We start from the raw sequence: 20770 nt of genomic DNA on the forward strand, positions 1-20770 counted from the left end.
AAGAGTGGTGCTGTCCGGCGAGAACGCCACTGAGCGGACCAGGCCGGTGTGGCCGGTGAGTACACGCAACGGGTGCAGGCCGTCGGATTCGATCAGCAGGACCTGCTGTCCCCAGCCTGCGGCGAGCAGGGAGCCCTCGGGGGTGTAGGCGAGGCATCGCAGGTCCCCGGGTGGTGGCAGCAGCATGGCCTCGACCCGATCGCGTCCGAGGACCGCGGCGGCGGCCAGTTCGGGCGCGGCGGCGGTGGTGGCGTCGAACACGGGGCGCAGCAGTGCGGCGCCATGCCAGCGGCTACCCGTGAGCTGTGCGTCGGTCAGGTTCGGCCGGAACAGCCGGGCGCCGGTGAGGTCGGCGTTTGTGAGATCAGCGCGGGTGAGGTCTGCATCGGCCAGCCGGGCGCCGGTGAGGTCGGCGTTTGTGAGATCAGCGCGGGTGAGGTCGGCGTCGGCCAGCCGGACGCCGCGTAGCACGGCGCCGGTGAGGTCGGCGAACCGCAGGTTGCGGCCGGAGAGAACCTGGCCCCGGAGGTCCTGCCCGGCCAACTGGGCGCGGTCGATAAGCATGTTCAAGGTGCGGGCGACCCGCAGGGCGTTCACCGGTGACGCGCCGACGTCGCCGTCGGGGTCGGTCAGGGTTCGGCGGACCCAGGATCGGAGCGTCTGGTGATCCGCCAGTCCACACAGGAACTCGACCATCAGCTGGGACATGTTCCGGCGGGTCAGTGGCGCGGGCATGCCATGACCGTCGCCGAACGCGGCGGCGGTCGCCGCGGCGGTCAGGAACTCCATGATCGAAGGGTGGACGAAGGAGAACCGATTGTCCTGTCGCCGTACCAACAGACTCCCGGAGCCGACGATGAAGGTTGCCTGCTCCTGATCGATCTTCGTTGTGCCCAGGTCGGTCAGAGCGGTGCATACCGTGTCCGACAGGCCTGCCAGGTCGGTAGCCTCTTCGCCGCGGTCCCACAGCATGACGGCCAGCTCGTCGACCGCCTGCCGAAGCTGACCGGCGATGAGGGTCTGGGCGCCAGGGGCCGGTTGGCGCCGTGTCACCTCGTTGTGCAGCCACCGGTCGATGAGCGTGGTGTAAAGATCCGCGGGGCTGATCGTGCCGTCGGCGGAGCGCGCTGCGAGCAGGTCCGCCTGCGGCAGTTCGGCGATGAACGACAGCATCCGCGGGTTCGCGGACAGGCCCAACAGATCGTGGACGGAGCGGATCAGCTCAAAGCGGGCATCCGCCTGCCGTTGCGCCTCGGCCTGACATTCCCGCTCGTCAACGGCCCCGGTGGTGACTCGGCGGGCGAACAGCTGCCCGAGAAACTCCCGGATCTGCGTCTCGTTGAAATCGTCCAGGCGGATCGCCCGGCTGCCAGGGTGGCGGCGCACGAGTTCGCCGAGCTCGGTCCGCCACTGGTCGTCGTTGGCGAAGTGCTGGGTACGGCTGGTCAGGACGACTTTTGCCCGGCCCGTGATCGCCGACATGATCATGCGTAGGTAGTCGGCAGCCCGGTCGTAGGTTACCCCGAGCGCGAGTTCGTCGAACCCGTCGAACAGCATGACGATCCGGCCCTGCGCCAGCATCCGTTGGACCGTCCGAACGTCGACGCCGTATTCGTCATGTTTGGCCAGGTGCAGGGCGAGTAGGTCGGACAGCCTGTGCCGCTTTTCCAGCGCGCGCAGTTCGACCAGCATCGGCACCATGGCGGGGTACTCGGACGGCAACCGGCGAGCCAGTTCGTGCAGCAGGAACGTCTTGCCGTGCCCGAATTCCCCGAGTACTAGAAGGAACCGGGCTTCCTCGACGTCCAGCCAGTCGATGATCGCAGCGAGCGCGTCGTCCCCCTGGGACGAGGCGTCAGGATGGCCGTCGGGGAGCACGAATCGTTGCCGGACGTACAGCTCGGCGGGATAGGTCGAGTCGGTGATCAGCCGGCTGGTCTGGCGGCGGAGGTAGCGCCGAGGGTCCCACCGGCCTTCGAATTCGGCCAGGCTGCGTACCCGGATCAACTTCTTTCTCGCCCGCGTGACGAGTCCGTATTCGGCGAGTTCACCTCCGTACACCAGGTAGGACTCGACCGAGTCGCCGACGAGGGCCTCGTAGCGAGGATGGACGACCTGATCGTAGAAGAGGGTCACGGTCTCCTGGTTGAGCCCGTCCGGACTGATCCCCACCGGCCAGCGCAGCCGCTCAACGTCGTGATGGCCGTCCACATCGAAAAGGCCGTCCACATCGAAGTACACGAGTCCGTTGCCGGCGCTCGCTCGGGTGACTTTTGCATCCCGAAAACGCATGCGACAGGCATCCTCCACACGCTGCCCGACCAGCGCCGTGATCGTATGCACGTCCAGCCCGGGATAGGTCGGACGTTCGCCGCCGCCGGCATCGTCCAGCCCGGGATAGGACGGCGGCACCGCCGGTTGCGCCGAACGGCCGGCAGCGGCGGAGACGCCGTCGAGCAGGACGCGCCGCGCCTGCGTTTCGGGTAGTTCGACCAGACTGATGCGGCTGACCCCGCGCAGGAGTGACGGCGCCTCACACGCGACCACCCGGACCGGCACGAGCAGCGGACGACCGCGTTGGAGCGCCGTGGTGAGCGCAGCCTGCCATTCGGCTGTCTTCCACTGCGCGTTCAGGTAGTTCGGGGAGAGGACCAGCAGTACGAAGGCTGCGTCGCCCAGTTCCGGGTCGATCCGGTCAGCGGTGTTCTCGCCCGGCGCCGCATGCCATGTCGTCGACCGGGGCCGGTACCCCGCGGCCGCCAGTTGCCAGGCGATCCAGGCCGCCCACGGTTCATCGGACCGCGCATAGTTGATCAACACCGTTGGCCCGAGGCCGGACTCGGCGCCGGGCTTGTGCACCGGATCGGCCGGCTGCCGACCGGCCACCCCGACGTCAACCGGGCGGGCGGGCAGCATCGGCACCGTGCCGACGGGCGGCTCGACCTCCGCCGGTTGCGCGGTCAGCACCCGCAGCAGCGACTCGACGCCGGCCGGGGTGAATTCCAGGATCGGGTAGTGCGTCCCCGCCGACGGGCTCAGAAAGGCGGGGATCTCATCGACCGTCCGACCTGGTAACAGCACCGGCAGGAACGTCGCCCGGCCCGCCACCTGATCCCGGTAGAACTCGTCGCGGATCAGGGAACCCTCGAACTGCGCGCCCCGCCCTCGTGACGGTGTCTCGCGTCCCTCCACCCGCAGCCGGTATTCGGGCGAGGCGATCACCAGAGTGAACGCCGCCTCGCGCAGCTGCTCCAGCATCCACAGCGTCCAGTCCTGGGGCTGCTGGGCCGCCACCACATCCAGCTTCGCGTCCACGCCGCAGCGGCGTAGCAGCAGCCACAGGGAGCGCACCGCCTCGGCGTGGTCCGGTGAGTCGTGCGCATAGGAGATGAACACCCGCACGCCAGTGGCCGGAGCCGGCACACCAGTCATCACGCCCCCCGAACGACGTCCAGCGCTGACCACTCAGGAGACGCATAGTAGTAACATGGCTGCTCAACCGCGCGCCTGGTGGTGCGGCCCGGACGAGCTGCTCGTCGCTGGTAGTGGCGGCACGGTGGACGAGTTCGGAGTCGGTCAGTAGCGGTGGCCTGCCCGAACTGGTCCGCGCGCAGCGCACCGCGTTTGATTGATCACATCTGTGGCTTCGCGCGTAGCATGCGTTCGCGTGGGGGGTCTCGTCGGGCGCGGGTCGGAGCTGGCGTTGCTGCAGGACGCTCTCGAACGGGCGCGGTCCGGTCAGGGCAGCGTCGTGTCGATCTCCGGCGAGCCAGGTGTCGGCAAGACAGCCCTCTGTCGTGCCTTCGCCGAGATGGTGGCCAGCACTGGTGCCCGGGTGCTGTGGGGTGCGTGCTTCCAGGGTCAGGCCCAACCGTCGTACGGCCCGTGGGTGGACGCAATGGCACAGCTCGGAGGCATTGACATCGGCACGGGTCAGCTGAACCCACGCGAGGCACGGTTGCGGGTGTTCGCGTCAGCCCACGACACCCTTGCCAGCGCCGGGGGTGGTACGGGGACCGTCGTGGTGATAGACGACCTGCACTGGGCGACGGCGGACAGTCTCGAGCTCTATGGCTACGTCGCAGCACGCGCGGTGGCCGCCGGCATCGTACTGATCGGCACGTATCGGGACCCCGACCCGGCTGTGTCGGGCATTAGCGGTATTGCCGGCATTGCCGGCGACACTGCGCTCGTTGCCCTGCTCGGATCCCTCGTCCGCATCCACGGCTATCTCGACCTGCGGCTGCGCGGACTCGACCCGACCGGCGTGGGGCGCTACCTGGCCCGGACCTTCGGCGAGACCGGCGCCAGGGGTACCGGCGCCAGGAGCACCGGTGGCGACGAGCCAGCCGGGACGGACGAGGTGCCGCCGGCGGTCGTCCGCGCGGTGCACGAGCACACGGCGGGAAATCCGTTCTACGTCCGCGAAGTCGCCCGAGGGCTGGTCGAGGACGGCAAACTCGTCCGACGCGACGGACGGTGGCTCAGCGACACGAGCGTGTCCACGCTGGGCATTCCGGCCACCGTCCGCCAGGCGGTGCGGGCACGCGTCGGAGGCCTGGCACCGGCGACGCGATCGTTCCTGCAGGCCGCCGCGGTGTTTTCCGGCGACCTGCGCCTGGCCACGGTGGGTGCGGTGGCGGAACTGTCCGAGGCGGCAGCACTCGACGCGGTGGACCAGGCATTGGCGACAGGTTTCCTGCGACGGACGGCGAACGTCGGCGCCCCCTACGCGTTCGCGCACGCGATCGTCCGCGACGCGCTGGCTGACTCGATCAATCCCGATCGGGCTGCCCGCCTGCACCGCCGTGCCGCCGACGTCCTCGAAGGCGAACAGCCCACCGATCACGCTGCCGTCGCGGAGCAGTACCTGCGGTCCCGGGCGTTGCCGGGAGCCGAACGCGGCGTCGTCCACTGTCTGCACGCCGCCGCGTCCGCCAGCCGCGACCACGCTCACGGCCAAGCCGTCCGGCTGCTTGGCAACGCCCTGGACCTGTTGCCGGCCGGAGCCGGCAACGAACGGGCGGAGGTTCTTCGGCGGCTGGCGGTCGCGCAGGCCGAAGCCCTCGACGGCACCAGGGCACCCGAGACCACCCGTCGCGCGCTCACCCTGCTCGACGCGGTGCAAGGCGCCGAACTCGTCGTCCACGTGGTCGACGCGCTACGGGAAGGTGCACCCGCTTCGGCCTGGGAGCCGCTGGTAGGCGACGGTCTTCGGCTGGTCGGAGACGACCGTAACCTGACGTGGGCCCGGCTTGCGGTCGCCGTGGACCCGGTTGACACCGTCGAGTCCGGTGAGACGGCGTGGGTCCGGGTCGGGCGATGGCGAGAGTACCCGGCCGACGCCGTCGCACTCCTGCGCGCCCATGGCGGCGAGGACGACCAGGCCCGTTCGATCGAACCGTTCCAGCCGAGAACCGTCGAACAGACACAGGCACTGCTGGCGCGGGTTCACAGCTGGTCGAGTCCGCGGGCGGTCATGCGCGGTCTCGACCTGGTCGGCCGGGATTTCACCTTCCGCCACGGCCGGATCACCGTCGCCACCGACTGCTACCGGGAACTGCTGGCAGTCGGTGAACGGGTCGGGTCGGTGGTCGCCAGGAGCGAGGCGTGCTCGCAGCTTGCCCTGTGCACCGCTCTCGCAGGCGACGTCGCCGCCGCGCACGGTCATCTGGAGCGGGCATTCGGACTGGTCGAGGGACTGTGGTCCGGCCACCGGCGCCATCTGCTCGGTACCGTGTCCCACGCGGTGATTCTGGGATACGTCGCCCGCGACGCCGATTGGTCCGGCCTGGGAGCGCGGCTGGGGGACTGGCTGCGAGGCCCGTTGGCCGCCAAGGCGCCCTTCGCGAACGCGTTCGTCGCGTTGGCGGCGCTCTGCCATGCATTCGCCGGTGAGCGTGACACAGCCCGGGCGCGGCTGCGCGACGTCGCCGGGCTGCTCGCCCGGATGTCCCCGCATGATCATTCCGTCGCGGGGATGCTCTGGTTCGGCATTGCCACGGCCTGGGAACTGGGCGACCCTGAAGCGGCCGGCTGGCTGGCCCCCGCTCTGGACCGGCACCGGACCAGCGGTGGTCCGCCCGGCCCGATGGGATCCACCGAACATGGCGCTGGCCGCGTCGCCGCGCTGCTGGGCGACCGGATCGGCGCGGCCGAGCAGTTTGCGGTGGCACGGCATGCCACGACCGCCGGTGGCGGCCACGCCGTCCGCGCACTCGTCGACGTCGACGACGCGATCGTCCGGGCCGACCCGATGGCCCTCGACACGGCCCTACGCGCGCTGGACCGGCGCGCCATGCCCGGCTGGGCCGCATGGGCACGCTCGGCGGACCACCAGGCACGGGCTGGCGCCGGCCGCCGTACCGGCCGGGGCGAGGACACCTCGACCCGGCCCCGCCCCGCCGGGCTGACCCCGCGCGAGGTCGAGGTACTCGGACTGCTCGCGGCCGGACGGACGAGCAAGGAGATCGCGGCCGATCTCGTCCTGTCGCTGCTGACGGTCAACCGCCACGTCGCGAACATCTACACGAAGATCGGCGCCCGAAACCGGGCCGAGGCCACCGCGTTCGCCATCGCACACGGCCTGAGCGCCGAACCAGCCAACCGGACTACATAGTTCTCGGTAGCCGCCGGCCGCAGCGGTTAGAACCGAAGATGGCGACAATTGTCGACGCTTGATAAACGCACGCCGCCCTAAGGTCATCCCGACGGTGTTTCGAAAGACACCTTCGAAAGACGAAAGGGAGACCGATGGCAACCATGGAGATCGACGGAGTCGGTATCGCCTACGACGACAGCGGGGCTGGTGCGCCGCCGATTCTGTTCGTCCACGGCTGGGGCGGGAACCGGACCAACTTCGCGCCGCAGGTAGCGCACTTCGCCACCAGCCACCGAGTGGTAGCGCTCGACCGGCGCGGCCACGGTGAGTCCGACAAACCCGAACAGGACTACACCATCGAAGGCGCGGCCGACGATCTGGCCGCCGTATGCCGCGAACTGGGACTCGACCGTGCGATCGTCGTCCAGCACAGCTTCGACCGGATCGCCTTCGACTTCGCCAACCGCTACCCCGAGTTCGTCCGTGGGTTGTGCATTCTTGACGGCCCGACTCTCGCCGGCCCGGGATTCGACGAGGCTGCCCGACAGTTTCTTTCCGGGCTTGAGTCCGAGCACTGGCTGGCGGCGATCCGCGGCTTCGCCGATGAGTTGGTGTTCGCGCCGGGTACCTCCGACGAGGTGCGGGAGCAGACGATCGCCGAGGTCACCGCCACCCCCCGGCACGTGCTGGTCTCGACCTGGCGGCACTTCATCGCGTACCCGTCCGAGGACGCCCTGTCCAAGATCACCTGCCCGCTGCTGTACATAGCCGGCAGCTTCCCCGCCGACACCGAGCGGCTGCGTGAACTGTGCCCGCAGCTGGAGACGGCCGAGGTCCGCGGCTGCGGGCACTTGATCATGCTCGCCAACCCCGAGGCGGTGAACCGCATTCTGGCTGGTTTCGTGGCGCAAACCGACCCGCGACCATAGGAACCACCGGCCCCCGGCGGCGGACGCGTCTGGTACCTGGTCAACCCGGACGGGACGTCGGCGGATGGCCGCGCAGTTCGCGCTCGAGCGTCTCGACCCGGTCGAGCAGGTCCAGCACGAGGCCGACGGCCGCGTAGTTCAGCGAAAGCCCGGCCCGCAGCCGTTGGATGCGACCGAGCGTGACCAGCGCGTCCGTGGTGAACCACAGCTGCCCGCGGGCGTCACGCGTCGCGTCCAGCAGGCTCAGCGCGACGAACCGGCGGACCAGGTCCGGGTGCAGGCCGGCTCGCCGCGCGACAGCGTCCACGGTCAGTCGCTGGGAGCCGGACCAGCGCGGACCGGGCTGGTCCGGACGGGGCTGGTAGCGCCGGGCGAGCGGGTAGCCCACCCGAACGGTTTCGGACGCTGCCGGCCGGCGCTCCGGCCGCGGGTGGGCGTTCATGGTCACGTCCTCGGGGTGAAGGTCGACTCCGCGGCGAGTTGCTCGAACAGCTGGCGTTCAGCAGGGGTGAGGGTCGGGGGGACCATCACCCGGACCTCGGCGTACAGGTCGCCGGTGCCCCCGTTGGGGTTGGGCATCCCCTCGCCGCGCAGGCGCAGCCGGCGCCCGCAGGACGAACCCGCCACGACCCGGACCTTCGCCTCGCCACGTGGGGTCGTGACCGCGACGCTCGCACCGAGCGCGGCCTCCCACGGCGTCACCGGCAACTCGACGTGGATGTCCCGGCCGGAGAGCCGGTAGCGGGGATGCGGCGCGATCCGCACCGCCAGGTACAGGTCGCCGGCCCGGCCGCCCCCGCTGCCCTGCCCGCCCTGTCCGGCAAGCCGGATTCGCTGTCCGTCGACCACACCGGGGGGAATCGTGACCTGATAGCTGCGCGGTCCGTCCGGCCCGGCAAGGGTGACGCGCCGCCGGCCACCGTGGAACGCCTCCTCCACGGTCAGTTCCAGTTCAGCCTCCTGATCGGCTCCGGGGATGGGGCCGGCCGCGCCGCGGGCGCCGAACAGGTCACCGACGAGATCCTCGAAGTCGATCCCGAACCCGTCGACGTCGCCCCCGAAGCCCCCGCCTAAGTCCCCGTCACCACTGAAACCCCCACCGCCGTCGAAGCCCTGCCCGGCGGCTGTCCCACCACCGCGTCGGGTCCGCCCGCGGTCGGCGCCGGCTCGCGCGCCTCGGCCCTGTGCGCCTCGGCCCTGTGCGCCTCGGCCGAAGCCCGCCGCGGCTGCCCGCTCGTCAAAGTCCGCCGGGATCTGGCGGAAGTCCGGCCCGAAGCGGTCGTAGCGTGCCCGGGTACCCGGGTCGGACAACACGCTGTAGGCCTCGTTGACCTCCTTGAACCGCTCCTCGGCGGCCGGATCGGCGTTCACGTCGGGATGGTAGGTGCGCGCGAGCTTGCGATAGGCCTGTTGGAGTTCCTCGGCGCCTGCACCGCGTGGCACGCCGAGCACCTCGTAGTAGTCGCGTGCCATGGCTGTCAGTCCTGCTGCCGTCCACTGACGGCGACGCCATCCTGCCGTCTACTGACGGCGACGGCCTCCGGCCGCAGCTGCCGCTCGGCATCGCCGTAGCCGGGACGCACCACATCCAGGACCGTTCCCGGCGGCGCGCCGGTGTTCTCGACGACGGCCACCACCTCGTGCCGGGCCGGGTCGAAGGGCACCCCCACCTCGTCGCGGCGTGGGTAACCGAGCCGGTCCAGTACCTCCACGGCCTGATCGCGCACGGCCCGCACCCCCGCCACGATCACGCTCGGGTCGGCGTCGGCGTGGGCCAGCGCGCGTTCGAGGTTGTCGAGCACCGGCAGCCAGGCGGCCGTCGCGGTGCTGCGTTCGGCCGCCCGCTCCCGACGCAGCTCGCCTGCATACCGCTTGCGCATGTTGTCCAGATCGGCCAGTGCCCGGAGCAGATGGTCCTCCCGGTCGTCCAACGCCGACCGGTTGTCGTCCAGCGCAGGCCGGTCATCGTCCGGCGCCGGATGGTCACCCGGGCTGTCGCAGGTGTGCGCAGGCGGGTCGGTGGAGGTCATGAGCGCTCAGGCTCGCTTCGGTCGAAGTCCGCGTCGATGACGTCCTCGCCGCCTGCTGGACCACCAGCCGAGCCGCCGGTGGCGCCCGCCTGCCCGTCGGGTCGGGTCCCGGCGGCCATCAGGCCGTGATAGACCTGCTGAAGTTCGGATGTAAGCGGCCGGACCCGGTCGGGCGGTGCGCCCTGCCGGACGGCTTCACGCGCCTGGCCGACCAGCATCTCCGCCCGTGCCCGCTCGTGTTCGGCGGCTGCGTCCCCGAGCTCTCCCAGCCGGCGTTCGACCTGGTAGGCGACGGCGTCGAGCTCGTTGCGGGCGTCCACCGCTTGGCGCAGCGCCTGGTCCTGCGCGCGGTTGCGATCGGCCTCGGCCATCATCCGATCGATCTCGCCGCGGTCCAGATTGGAGCTCTCGGTGATGGTGATGCCCTGCTGGGCACCGGTGTCCTTGTCGCGGGCGGTGACGTTGAGGATGCCGTTGGCGTCGACATCCAAGGTGACCTCGACCTGCGGTTCGCCCCGTGGCGCCGGCCGGATGTTGTGCAGCTGGAAACGGCCGAGCACCCGGTTGTCGGCCGCGCGTTCCCGCTCGCCCTGGAGCACGACGACGTCGACCGCGGACTGATTGTCCTCCGCGGTCGAGAAGACCTCCGCGCGACGCGCCGGGATCGTCGTGTTCCGATCGACGATCTTCGTCAGGACGCCGCCACGGGTCTCGACCCCCAACGACAGCGGCGTCACGTCGAGCAGCAGCACATCGGTGACCTCGCCCTTGAGCACCCCGGCCTGGATCGCGGCGCCCAGGGCCACGACCTCGTCCGGGTTGACGCTCATGTTCGGTTCCTTGCCGCCGGTCAGCCTGCGTACAAGGGACTGCACGGCCGGCATCCGGGTCGCGCCGCCGACCAGGATGACCTCGTCGAGGTCGTCACCGGTCACCTTCGCGTCATCCATGGCCTGGCGGACCGGCCCGAGACACCGCTCGAGGAGGTCCGCGGTGATCTGCTCGAAGGTCGACCGCATGATCGTGGCGGTCAGGTGCCGCGGGCCGGCGGCGTCCGCGGTGACGAACGGAAGGTTGATCTGCGTCTGGGTCACCGAGCTGAGCTCCACCTTCGCCTTTTCCGCGGCCTCGAACAGCCGTTGCAGCGCCTGCGGGTCGTCGCGCAGGTCGATGCCCTGCTCGCGTCGGAAGTCGTCCGCAAGGTGGTCGACCAGCCTGCGGTCGAAGTCGTCGCCGCCCAGATGGGTGTCCCCGGCGGTCGAACGCACCTCGACCACACCGTCTCCGACATCGAGGATGCTCACGTCGAAGGTCCCGCCGCCGAGGTCGAACACCATCACGCTCTCGTGCTGACGTTTGTCCAGCCCATAGGCCAGCGCCGCCGCGGTCGGCTCGTTGATGATTCTCAGCACGCCGAGTCCTGCGATCTTTCCGGCGTCCCGGGTCGCGGTGCGTTGGGCGTCGTTGAAGTAGGCCGGGACGGTGACGACCGCTTCGGTGACCTTCTCGCCCAGGAACTTCCCGGCGTCGTCAGCGAGCTTGCGCAATATCATCGCGCTGATCTCTTCGGGGGCGGACAGTTTCCCCCGGACCTGGAAGCGGGCGAGCTCGTCAGGGCCGGGCACGACGTCGAACGTGACCGCCTTGGCCTCGCTTGCCACCTCGTCGTAGCGCCGGCCGATGAAACGCTTGGCCGAGTAGATCGTGCCCTTGGGGTTCAGGATCGCCTGCCGTCGCGCCAGCTGGCCGACCAGACGTTCACCGGGTTCGGTGAAGGCGACCACGGACGGGGTCGTGCGCGAGCCCTCGGCATTCGGGACGACGGTGGGCTCACCGCCCTCCCATGCCGCGATCACGGAGTTGGTCGTTCCGAGGTCGATTCCGACAGCTTTGGCCATGGGTTGTTCCTCCGACGACCGCCGTGGCGGCGTTCGTCCACGTCTGGTCACCCCGGGTGCCCCCGCACGGTGTATCGGGAGGCGCTTTGGTCACCCGAGGCCTACCCGGATGGCGTCCGCCCGCACGCCCGCGGCGAAAAAACCCGGTGGCGAGCCGCGCTGTCAGGGCATGAGCCAACCGTGGGCGTGGAGGTGATCGAGGATGGTCTGCACGGCGTCCTGGGAGGATGTCTGCGTGGTGTCGATGACGATCTCGGCGTCCGCGGGTTCCTCGTACGGGTCGGATACGCCGGTAAAGGTCGGGATGATGCCGGCGCGGGCTTTTGCGTACAGACCCTTGCGGTCGCGGGCCTCGCAGATCTCCAGCGGGGTGGCCACATGGACCAGGACGAACCCGCCTCCGCTGTCCTCGACCATCGTCCTGACCTGGCGGCGGACCGTGTCGTAGGGGGCGATCGGCGCGCATACCGCGGTGCCGCCGGCGGCCGTGACGGCCGCGGCGACGAAGCCGATCCGCGCGACGTTGGTGTTCCGGTCCTCGCGGGAGAAGCCGAGTCCCCTGGACAGGTGCAGTCGGACGACATCGCCGTCGAGCAGCGTCACCCGTCGGTCACCGCGTTCCAACAGTCGGCAGACGAGCAGCCCGGCCACGGTCGACTTGCCCGATCCGGACAGACCGGTGAACATCACGGTAAGTCCCCGCTCGGCCCGCGGTGGCTGTGCGCGGACCAGCTCGGCGGCGACCGCGGGCGGTGTGAGCACCGGCGGTAGCCGTGTTCCGCGGTCGAGGAGTAGTCCCAGCGCGCTTGCCCCCGGTGCGCTCGGCGCCGGTCCGACGATGACCGAACCGAGCCCGTAGGCGACCGCGACCTGCGTCCGGTGGATGATTTCCGCGGCCAGGGCAGGCTCGGTCTCCCGATCGTCGGCCTCCCGGTGGCCGGCGGGCTGGTGATTCGTTACCTGATTGTCACTTATCTGATTGTCGCTTACCTGGTCACCGGTGGTGGGTCCGACCCGGACCGTGTTGTCGGGGCCGAGGGCGACCGCCTCGGTCAGCCGAGGCATCGCCCGCACGGGCACCAGGACGAGCATGGCCCGAACGTCGATCAGTGTGGCGAGCGCCGCCCGCAGGCACCGTACCCGCAGGTGGTGGCGAGCGTCGGCGGGATCCGCCCCACCGGCCGGAGCGAGGACCACAACGGTGTTCCCGTCCGCGGCGAGGGCTTCGATCCGGTCGAGGTCCGCGGTGTGGAGCAGGCCGTCGACCCACAGCGCGGTGGGCTCCGGGTCGGTCGGTGTGAACCACCCGCGTCCGAGCAGTTCCGCCCGCAACGCCGCGGGGGTGAACCGCAGTTCGGGGTAGTCGGGGTGATCGGGCAGCTGTAGTCCTTCGACGACGCCCGACAGCGCCGACCCGGCCACATCGGTCACTCGCAGCGCGGCAATCATCACGCCTTCGGAGTCCCTCAGCGCGACCGTCACCCCAGGGCGCGGTTTCTCGGTGCTCTCGCTGGTCAGCGCGTGGGCGTCGGCGACGTCAACGGTGTGCCGCGGCATCCGCACCGGGCCGTCGTAGGCATCGTCGGTCACACCCGGGACGTGGTGGCTCAGGCACCCGCTGGACAGCAGGAGCTCAAGGTCGGCAAGCTGCGCGGCCGTCAGCGTCAGTGACGGCCAGTGCAGCGACGCCTCGGTCAGTTCCGTTGCGCGCGCCTCGTCGACCAGCAGCGCGGTCCTCTCCCGGATGGTGGGCACACCCTGACCGTAGCCGTTGACGTCCGTTCTGCCATGGCAACGGGCTGGGGACGGGCTGAGGTGGTTGTAGTCCTGCCTCGACCGTCGACCTGGTGGCTGTCCGACCGGTGGCAGACTGTCCGACCGGTGGCAGACTGCCAGTGGTGAACACCGACGATCACACCGCCACGGCGGAGCATCAGGAACTCACCGACGCCGTTCTGGCGGCGCGCCTGGCCACCGGCGCGGGCGATCTCCTGGTGCGGGTCCGAGCGGAACTGGGCTTCGACGACCCGGCCGTACTGCGGGACGCTGGTGACGCCCGGTCACAGGAATGGCTCGCGGGCGCCCTCGCCCGGCATCGTCGGCATGACGCGGTCCTCTCAGAGGAAGCGGTCGACGACCCGGCGCGGCTGACCGCCCGGCGGGTATGGATCATCGATCCGTTGGACGGAACCCGTGAGTTCGGCGAGCAGGGCCGGCTCGACTGGGCCGTGCACGTCGCGCTGTGGGAGGACGGCGACCTGGTCGTGGGGGCGGTCGCCCTGCCGGCGCAGGGCGTCACGTTGGCGACCGGTGCGCCGTTGCCGGACCGTCCCACGCCGGTGGGTGGCCCGCGGCTGGTGGCCAGCCGAACCAGGGCGCCGGCGGTGGTCGGCGCGGTGGCCGCGGCGTTGGGCGGCTCGGTCGTGCCGGTCGGTTCCGCCGGAGCGAAGGTCGCGGCTGTCGTCCGTGGCGACGCCGACGCCTACCTGCACGCCGGCGGCCAGTACGAGTGGGACTCGGCCGCACCGGTTGCCGTCGCCCGCGCGGCCGGCCTGCACGCCAGCAGGCTGGATGGATCGCCGCTGGTCTACAACCGACCGGATCCGCTCCTGCCGGACCTGCTGGTCTGCCGCCCGGACCTGGCCGGGCCCATCCTGGCGTTGATCCGTGATCCGTGATCCGTGATCCGTGATCCGTGATCCGCTGTCGCTTCGCTGTCCTGGGCACCGGTCCCTCGGCTACGTTGGGCTGATATCCGCCGGATGTCCACCGGCGTTGTCATCTATCGATGTTGTCCACTGGGGTCGACGGGGGGATTCCGCGTGCCTGTCACGGGCTACGAACTCACCCATCTGCAGATGCTCGAGGCGGAGGCGGTCCACATCTTTCGGGAGGTGGTGGCCGAGTTCGAGCGTCCCGCGCTGCTGTTCTCCGGCGGCAAGGACTCGATCGTCATGCTCCGGGTCGCCCAGAAGGCGTTCTGGCCGGCGAAGCTGCCGTTTCCGCTGGTCCACATTGACACCGGCCACAACTTCAGCGAGGTGATGCAGTTCCGCGATGTCCGGGTGGCGCAGCTGGCGGCCCGCCTCGTCGTCGGATCCGTCCAGGATGCGATCGATGTCGGAGCGATCACCGAAGACACCCGGCCGGGCGCGTCCCGCAACCAGCTGCAGACGCCGGTGCTGTTGGACACCATCGAGGCGAACAAGTTCGACGCGGTGTTCGGCGGGGCCCGTCGTGACGAGGAGAAGGCCCGGGCCAAGGAGCGCGTCTACTCCTTCCGGGACGAGTTCGGCCAGTGGGATCCGAAGAACCAGCGTCCCGAGCTGTGGTCGCTCTACAACGGGCGGCACCGTCCGGGCGAGCACATCCGGGTCTTTCCGCTATCGAACTGGACGGAACTCGACATCTGGCGCTACATCGCGCAGGAGAACCTGGAGATCCCGTCGATCTACTATGCGCACACCCGTGAGGTGGTTGAACGGGACGGGATGCTGCTCGCGGTGACTGCCCTGACGCCGCCGCTGGACGGGGAGCGCGCCGTTGCGCGTCAGGTGCGTTACCGCACCGTGGGGGACATGTCCTGCACCGGGGCGATCGCGTCGACCGCGGCGACGATCGACGAGGTGATCGCCGAGGTGGCGGCCAGCAGGATCACCGAACGCGGCGCGACCCGCGCAGACGACCGGGTCAGCGAAGCTGCCATGGAGGACCGCAAACGGGAAGGCTACTTCTGATGGGGGAGCTGTTCTGATGGGGGAGCTGCTGCGGGTCGCCACCGCTGGTTCTGTCGACGACGGCAAGTCCACACTGATCGGACGCCTGCTCTTCGACACCAAGTCGCTGTTCACCGACCAGCTGGCAGCGGTGGAGCGCACCAGCCGCGAGCGGGGCGATGCCTACGTCGACCTGGCGCTGCTCACCGACGGGCTGCGAGCCGAGCGGGAACAGGGCATCACGATCGACGTCGCATACCGGTACTTCGCCACGCCGAAGCGGTCGTTCATCCTCGCCGACACCCCTGGGCACGTCCAGTACACCCGCAACATGGTCACCGGGGCGTCCACCGCCGATCTGGCACTGTTGCTGGTGGATGCGCGTAAGGGCGTGCTGCAACAGACCCGGCGGCACGCCTTTCTGGCCTCGCTGCTGCGCGTCCCACACCTGGTGCTGTGCGTGAACAAGATGGACCTCGTCGGGTTCGACGAGGATGTGTTCGAAAAGATCAAAAGTGAGTTCCGGGGGTTCGCCGCCAAGCTCGAGATCGTCGACGTCGCGACGATCCCGGTTTCGGCGCTCGGTGGGGACAACATCGTGTCCCGCTCGCCGAGCACACCCTGGTACGAGGGCACCTCGTTGCTGCACCACCTGGAGGAGCTGCACATCGCCTCCGACCGCAACCTCATCGACGTGCGCTTCCCGGTGCAGTGGGTGGTCCGGCCGCGATCGGAGGACCTGCACGACTACCGCGGTTATGCAGGCCAGGTCGCCGGTGGCATTCTCAAGCCCGGGGATGACGTGATCGTCCTGCCGTCCGGTCTGACCTCGCGGATAGCGGCCATCGACACCTTTGACGGACCGGTCGCCGAAGCCTTCGCGCCGATGTCGGTAACGGTCCGTCTCGAAGACGATCTTGATGTCTCCCGCGGGGACATGCTCGCCCGACCGGCGAACCAGCCAACGGTCGGCCAGGACATCGACATGATGGTGTGCTGGATGGCGGACGCGCCGCTGCGGGCCAGAGCCAGGCTCGGGATCAAGCACACGACCCGGTCCGTGCGCAGCGTGCTGAAGAACATCGCCTACCGGGTCGACGTCGACACGCTGCACCGCGACGAGAGCGTGTCGGAGCTGCGGCTCAACGACATCGGCCGGGTGACGGTGCGGACCACGACACCGCTGTGCTTCGATCCGTACCGGCGTAACCGGACGACCGGGAGCGTCATTCTCGTCGACGAGGCGACCGGGTCCACGGTCGCCGCCGGCATGATTCTGTAGGTATGTCCTCGGAGCTTCAGCGACGCACATGATTCAGCGACGCAGGTAGCGCAGGAACAGGCTGCCGTCTTCCTCGAGAACGTGACCGAGTGTCATCGTGACGGGCTTCGGCCAATGGGCGCCGCCGACGATCCGGGCGTGGTCGGGGCCGGCGAGTAACGGGGCAAGTGTCAGGCACAACTCATCGAGAAGGTCTGCGCCGGCGAGGGACGCGTGCAGCGATGGTCCGCCTTCGCACAGCACGCGTCCCAGTCCCCGCCCGGCGAGCGCATGCAGTGCCGTCGCGAGATCTACTGTCTCGTCGCCGCAGACCAGCATGTCGGCGACGGCCGCAAGGTCGCGGTACCGGTCAGCCGGCGCGGCCCGGCAGGTGAGCACGAGCGGACGCACGTCCGCGCTGAACAGCCGGGCGGACGGGTCGAGCCGCAGGCTGCCGGAGACGACCGCCACCGGCGGGATCGGGGCCTGCCCGGCTGCGAGCCGTCGATCGCGGCGCTCCGGTGGCACCACGACCGGCCCGTAGTCCTCGGCGATCGCGGTGCCGGCGCCGACGAGGACGACGTCGGCGAGCCAGCGCAGCATGCGAAAGACCCGGCGGTCGGCACTGCCGCCGAGACCGCCGGAACGACCGTCCACCTCGGCGCCACCGTCGAGGGACGAGACGAAGTTCGATCGGACGTGCACACCACCGACGGCGACCGCCGGTAGGCGGTAGCAGGCATCCAGATCGACGTCATCAGGGGACGGCAACCGGCGCACTCACCAGACTCTATTCGACGCAGACTCTATTCGACATTCGACCCGTTGTCGGCTGATTGCTCGTAGCGTGGGCTGTTGCATATCACGGTGTTCAGCGTGAAATGGTGTGAGTTACCTCGCGGGGCACTTCTCCGGGCGTCATCGACCGGTGGTGTCTCCGTAGGGTGAAAACATGCCGGAGCGCCTGGTAGACCGCCATCCCGAGGTACGTCCGGACGATCTGGTCGCGGCCCTCGTTCCACCGCCACGGTTCAATGACGTCCGCTTCGTGACCTACCGGCCGGATCCCGGCGAGCCGAGCCAGGTCGGTGCCGTCGCGGCGCTGGGCCGGTTCGCCGACCGGGTCGCGTCGGGCGGGACCCGAGCCCGGGGTTCGGGCGGCGCCGGCGGCCGTGGCCTGTTCCGGTTCGGACGCCGTGATCTGAGCCGCCGGGATGGGGGCCGCCGGGATGACGCCGGCGGCGGGTCGGATGCGGGGGGTACGCGTCCGGGGGTCTATCTCGACGGCGGGTTCGGGGTCGGCAAGACCCACCTGCTCGCGTCGCTGTGGCACGCGGTGCCGGGCCCCAAGGCATACGGGACGTTCGTGGAGATCACTTCGCTGGTCGGCGCGCTGGGGTTCGCCCGGACCGTGGACGCCCTGTCCGGCCTACGGCTGCTGGCGATCGACGAGTTCGAGCTGGACGACCCCGGTGACACGGTCCTCGTCTCCACGTTGCTGACCAGGCTCGTCGAGGCGGGTGTGCACCTGGCCGCGACCAGCAACACCCAGCCGGAAGATCTCGGTGCCGGTCGGTTCGGCGCGGATGACTTCCTGCGCGAGATCCAGGGGCTGTCGTCGCGGTTCGACATTCTGCGGATCTCTGGCGAGGACTTCCGCCATCGTGGCCTGCCGAAGCCGCCTGCTCCTCACAGCGACGATGAGATAACTCGTCGTGCCGCGGTGACCCTCGGTGCCAGCGAGGACGGCTTCGCCGAACTGTGCGCCCACCTCGGCCGGTTGCACCCGTCCCGCTACGGCGCGCTCGTCGACGATGTCGGACTGTTCTGCCTGCACGGCGTCACCGCGGTCTCCGACCAGGCGATGGCGCTGCGGCTCGTCGTCCTCGCCGACCGTCTCTACGACCGATCGATTCCGGTCGTGGCATCCGGCCAACCCTTCAACGAACTGTTCTCGGCTGAGATGCTGGCCGGGCCGCATCGCAAGAAGTTCCAGCGCGCGATTTCGCGGTTGTCGGCGTTGGCCCGCGACGGCGGGTCCGACGACCTGGCAGTCTGGGAAGGCAGCGCCAAGGCGTCGTAACCCGTTTCCCGGCACCGGCACCGGCACCGGCACCGGCACCGGTGCTGCCGGATGATCCGGTGGATGACCGGACCGCGAGATGTGCAGCCGTCACCCGAACGGGATACTGACGGGGTGCGGTACCGGTGACCCCGAGGTGTCGTGGGTGTCTGGTGTCGGACGTTCGCCGCCTCGAGCTCGGCCTGAAAGGACGGTTGTACGTATGACGACCTATGTGATGCTGCTGGTCGTCGTGCTACTGATAGCCGTAGGCATTCTCGGCCTCTTGTACGCGGTGCTGTCCCGAACCGAACGCCGCGACCGTCGGCGTTGACCCGGTCGGCTCACAGCAAGCCGGCTCACAGCAGGCGGGCGATCACCACTGATTCCCCGTCGAGCTCGATACGGCCCGGCATATAGGTGAACCCGCTGGCGGACGCGGCCGGCACGTCAAACGGCACGCCCTCGACCGGTACCGGTTGGCGCCGTGGTGCGAGGTTGCACACGACCGCGACCTGGCCGCGGCGCAGCACGAACCACCGGGCGTCCTCGTCGAAGCTGGCGCGTACGCAGGACAGGTCCGGGTTGGTGAGGTCGGGCAGGGTCCGGCGCAGGGTGGTCAGGCGCCGGTACCACTTCAGCAGACCGGCGTGGCGCGGAGTCCGTAGTTCCGTCCAGTCCAGTTTCGAGCGGACGAATGTCGTCTCGTCCTGTGGATCGGGGATCTCGTCGGGCCCCCAGCCGTGCGCGGCGAACTCGCCCCGGCGACCCTTGCGGACGGCGTCGGCCAGCCCGGGTGCGGTGTGGTCACTGAAGAACTGCCACGGTGTGCTCGCCCCCCATTCCTCGCCCATGAACAACATCGGAGTGAACGGTGAGGTCAACAGGAGCGCGGCGCCCACCCGCAGCAGCCCTGCGCTGAGCGTCTGCCCGGCACGGTCGCCGATTGCCCGGTTGCCGACCTGGTCGTGGTCCTGCAGGAACGTCACGAACCGATGCGCCGGGAGGTGGTTGGGCACCGGACGGCCGTGGGAGCGCCCGCGGAACGCCGAGTACGTCCCGTCATGGACGAAGGCGCGTTCCATCGCCTTGGCCAGGATCGCGAGACTGCCGAAGTCGCTGTAGTAGCCTTGGCGTTCACCCGACAGTGCTGTCCACATGGCATGGTGCACGTCGTCGCACCACTGCGCGTCCAAGCCGAGCCCACCGGCATCGCGGGTGGTCACCAGCCGTGGGTCGTTGAGGTCGGATTCGGCGATCACGAACAGCGGCCGGCGCTGCTGGGCGGCGAGCCGGTGCACCGCGACGGTGATCTCCTCGAGGATGTGGACGGCACGGCCGTCGGCGAAGGCGTGCACCGCGTCCAGCCGCAGGCCGTCGCAGTGGTAGTGCCGCAGCCAGCCCAGCGCGTTGTCGACGATGAAGGCCCGGACCTCGTCGGAGCCGGGGGCGTCGAGATTGACAGCCGGTCCCCAGGGTGTGACGCGGGAGTCGGTGAAGTAGGGGCCGAACCGGGCGAGGTAGTTCCCGTCGGGCCCGAGATGGTTGTAGACAACGTCCATGATCACGCCGATACCCCGGCTGTGGGCCGCGTCGACGAACCGCTTGAGCCCGTCCGAGCCGCCGTAGGGCTCGTGGACGGCGAACAGGCCGACGCCGTCATAGCCCCAGCCGTGGCGGCCCGCGAAGGCGTTGACGGGCAGCAGCTCGACGGCGTCCACGCCGAGAGCCACCAGGTGGTCGAGCCGTTCGATGGCCGCGTCGAAGGTACCGGCCGGGGTGAACGTGCCGATGTGCAGCTCATAGAGGACGCTTCCGGCCAGCGTCACCCCTCGCCAGGCATTGTCCGTCCAGGTGAACAGGGAGTGGTCGACGAGCCGGGAGCGACCGTGGACGCCGTGGGGCTGATCGGCGGCGCGAGGGTCCGGCAGTTCGTCGGCCTCGCCGTCGATCAGGTAGGCGTACTCGGTGCCGTGGCCCGCAGCGGGCACGTTCACCCACCACCAACCGCCGTCGTCGGCCAGCATCTCGTGGACGGTCTCGCTGCCGCCACTGTCGGTGATCACACCTACCGTCTTGGCCTCTGGCACCCACACGCGGAAAGTGCTCATCGGTCCTGTCTACCCGTTGTCGGATGCGTGAGTATCTGTGACCGTGATTTCACGGAACTGTTACCGTGGGTAGCGCCGGACATGCCACCCACGGTTGCCCCGAGGAGGGGATTCGTCGCTGGTGGACTGCGTGAAGTCTGCCTCTGCCTCTGCCCATGTTTC

The 20770-nt window shown here is 69.6% G+C and carries 14 protein-coding genes; 6 read left to right on the top strand and 8 right to left on the bottom strand.

The window, feature by feature from the left end:
• Positions 1 to 3432: TIR domain-containing protein (locus U9978_RS11130; RefSeq protein ID WP_322761019.1), on the bottom strand; the 3432-nt coding region annotated here is incomplete at its 3' end.
• 235 nt (positions 3433 to 3667) lie between these two features.
• On the opposite strand from U9978_RS11130, the gene U9978_RS11135 reads away from it, so the two are divergent.
• Together U9978_RS11135 and U9978_RS11140 are read left to right on the top strand one after the other, a co-directional pair.
• Positions 3668 to 6619 carry a helix-turn-helix transcriptional regulator gene (locus tag U9978_RS11135; protein WP_322761020.1) on the top strand — a complete coding sequence of 984 codons (2952 nt, stop codon included), beginning with the start codon at positions 3668 to 3670 and terminating at the stop codon, positions 6617 to 6619.
• A gap of 134 nt (positions 6620 to 6753) precedes the next feature.
• A complete protein-coding gene (locus U9978_RS11140) occupies positions 6754 to 7530 on the top strand; it encodes an alpha/beta hydrolase (RefSeq protein WP_322761021.1) in 777 nt (258 codons plus the stop codon).
• 40 nt (positions 7531 to 7570) lie between these two features.
• Here U9978_RS11140 and U9978_RS11145 read toward each other — a convergent pair whose 3' ends face one another.
• From U9978_RS11145 to cysC, 5 genes are all read right to left on the bottom strand, one after another.
• A complete protein-coding gene (locus U9978_RS11145) occupies positions 7571 to 7972 on the bottom strand; it encodes a chaperone modulator CbpM (protein WP_322761022.1) in 402 nt (133 codons plus the stop codon).
• A 2-nt stretch (positions 7973 to 7974) separates the two neighbouring features.
• On the bottom strand, positions 7975 to 9003 hold the full coding sequence (locus U9978_RS11150) for a DnaJ C-terminal domain-containing protein (protein ID WP_322761023.1): 1029 nt from the start codon (positions 9001 to 9003) through the stop codon (positions 7975 to 7977).
• A gap of 5 nt (positions 9004 to 9008) precedes the next feature.
• The gene (locus U9978_RS11155) at positions 9009 to 9560 is read right to left on the bottom strand and encodes a nucleotide exchange factor GrpE (protein WP_322761024.1); all 552 of its coding nucleotides are present in this window, start codon (positions 9558 to 9560) and stop codon (positions 9009 to 9011) included.
• Positions 9557 to 11458 carry a molecular chaperone DnaK gene (dnaK, locus tag U9978_RS11160; RefSeq protein WP_322761025.1) on the bottom strand — a complete coding sequence of 634 codons (1902 nt, stop codon included), beginning with the start codon at positions 11456 to 11458 and terminating at the stop codon, positions 9557 to 9559. Before dnaK ends, U9978_RS11155 begins: the two co-directional genes overlap by 4 nt.
• A gap of 162 nt (positions 11459 to 11620) precedes the next feature.
• Entirely contained in the window at positions 11621 to 13213 is a 1593-nt protein-coding gene (gene cysC / locus U9978_RS11165) for an adenylyl-sulfate kinase (protein ID WP_322761026.1), read from the bottom strand.
• Positions 13214 to 13356: 143 nt separating this feature from the next.
• On the opposite strand from cysC, the gene U9978_RS11170 reads away from it, so the two are divergent.
• From U9978_RS11170 to U9978_RS11180, 3 genes are all read left to right on the top strand, one after another.
• Positions 13357 to 14136: a 3'(2'),5'-bisphosphate nucleotidase CysQ gene (locus tag U9978_RS11170; protein WP_416210933.1), complete on the top strand. Its 780-nt coding sequence runs from the start codon at positions 13357 to 13359 to the stop codon at positions 14134 to 14136.
• Between the two features lie 144 nt (positions 14137 to 14280).
• Positions 14281 to 15195 (top strand): sulfate adenylyltransferase subunit CysD, encoded by a 915-nt coding sequence (cysD, locus tag U9978_RS11175; RefSeq protein WP_322761027.1) that lies wholly within the window; start codon positions 14281 to 14283, stop codon positions 15193 to 15195.
• A 16-nt stretch (positions 15196 to 15211) separates the two neighbouring features.
• Complete coding sequence (locus U9978_RS11180; protein ID WP_322761028.1) at positions 15212 to 16456, top strand: sulfate adenylyltransferase subunit 1; 1245 nt, start codon at positions 15212 to 15214, stop codon at positions 16454 to 16456.
• Positions 16457 to 16489: 33 nt separating this feature from the next.
• On the opposite strand, the gene U9978_RS11185 is transcribed toward U9978_RS11180, so the two are convergent.
• Positions 16490 to 17215, bottom strand: a complete 726-nt coding sequence (locus tag U9978_RS11185) for a pyrimidine reductase family protein (protein WP_322761029.1) — start codon at positions 17213 to 17215, stop codon at positions 16490 to 16492.
• A 172-nt stretch (positions 17216 to 17387) separates the two neighbouring features.
• Between U9978_RS11185 and zapE the strand changes: the two genes are divergently transcribed.
• Entirely contained in the window at positions 17388 to 18518 is a 1131-nt protein-coding gene (zapE, locus tag U9978_RS11190; RefSeq protein ID WP_322761030.1) for a cell division protein ZapE, read from the top strand.
• Between the two features lie 338 nt (positions 18519 to 18856).
• On the opposite strand, the gene treZ is transcribed toward zapE, so the two are convergent.
• Positions 18857 to 20608, bottom strand: coding sequence for a malto-oligosyltrehalose trehalohydrolase (gene treZ / locus U9978_RS11195; RefSeq protein ID WP_322761031.1), 1752 nt, complete (start codon positions 20606 to 20608; stop codon positions 18857 to 18859).
• Positions 20609 to 20770: the final 162 nt, after the last annotated feature.

Origin of the sequence: Protofrankia sp. Cr2 (assembly GCF_963555885.1) — a bacterium.
GTDB lineage: Bacteria > Actinomycetota > Actinomycetes > Frankiales > Frankiaceae > Protofrankia.

Excerpts from the sequence above, each read along its gene's own strand:
- U9978_RS11140 (WP_322761021.1), top strand. The coding sequence starts at position 6,754 with ATGGCAACCATGGAGATCGACGGAGTCGGTATCGCCTACGACGACAGC.
- U9978_RS11145 (WP_322761022.1), bottom strand. The coding sequence starts at position 7,972 with ATGAACGCCCACCCGCGGCCGGAGCGCCGGCCGGCAGCGTCCGAAACC.
- U9978_RS11150 (WP_322761023.1), bottom strand. The coding sequence starts at position 9,003 with ATGGCACGCGACTACTACGAGGTGCTCGGCGTGCCACGCGGTGCAGGC.
- U9978_RS11155 (WP_322761024.1), bottom strand. The coding sequence starts at position 9,560 with ATGACCTCCACCGACCCGCCTGCGCACACCTGCGACAGCCCGGGTGAC.
- dnaK (WP_322761025.1), bottom strand. The coding sequence starts at position 11,458 with ATGGCCAAAGCTGTCGGAATCGACCTCGGAACGACCAACTCCGTGATC.
- U9978_RS11180 (WP_322761028.1), top strand. The coding sequence starts at position 15,212 with ATGGGGGAGCTGCTGCGGGTCGCCACCGCTGGTTCTGTCGACGACGGC.
- zapE (WP_322761030.1), top strand. The coding sequence starts at position 17,388 with ATGCCGGAGCGCCTGGTAGACCGCCATCCCGAGGTACGTCCGGACGAT.
- treZ (WP_322761031.1), bottom strand. The coding sequence starts at position 20,608 with ATGAGCACTTTCCGCGTGTGGGTGCCAGAGGCCAAGACGGTAGGTGTG.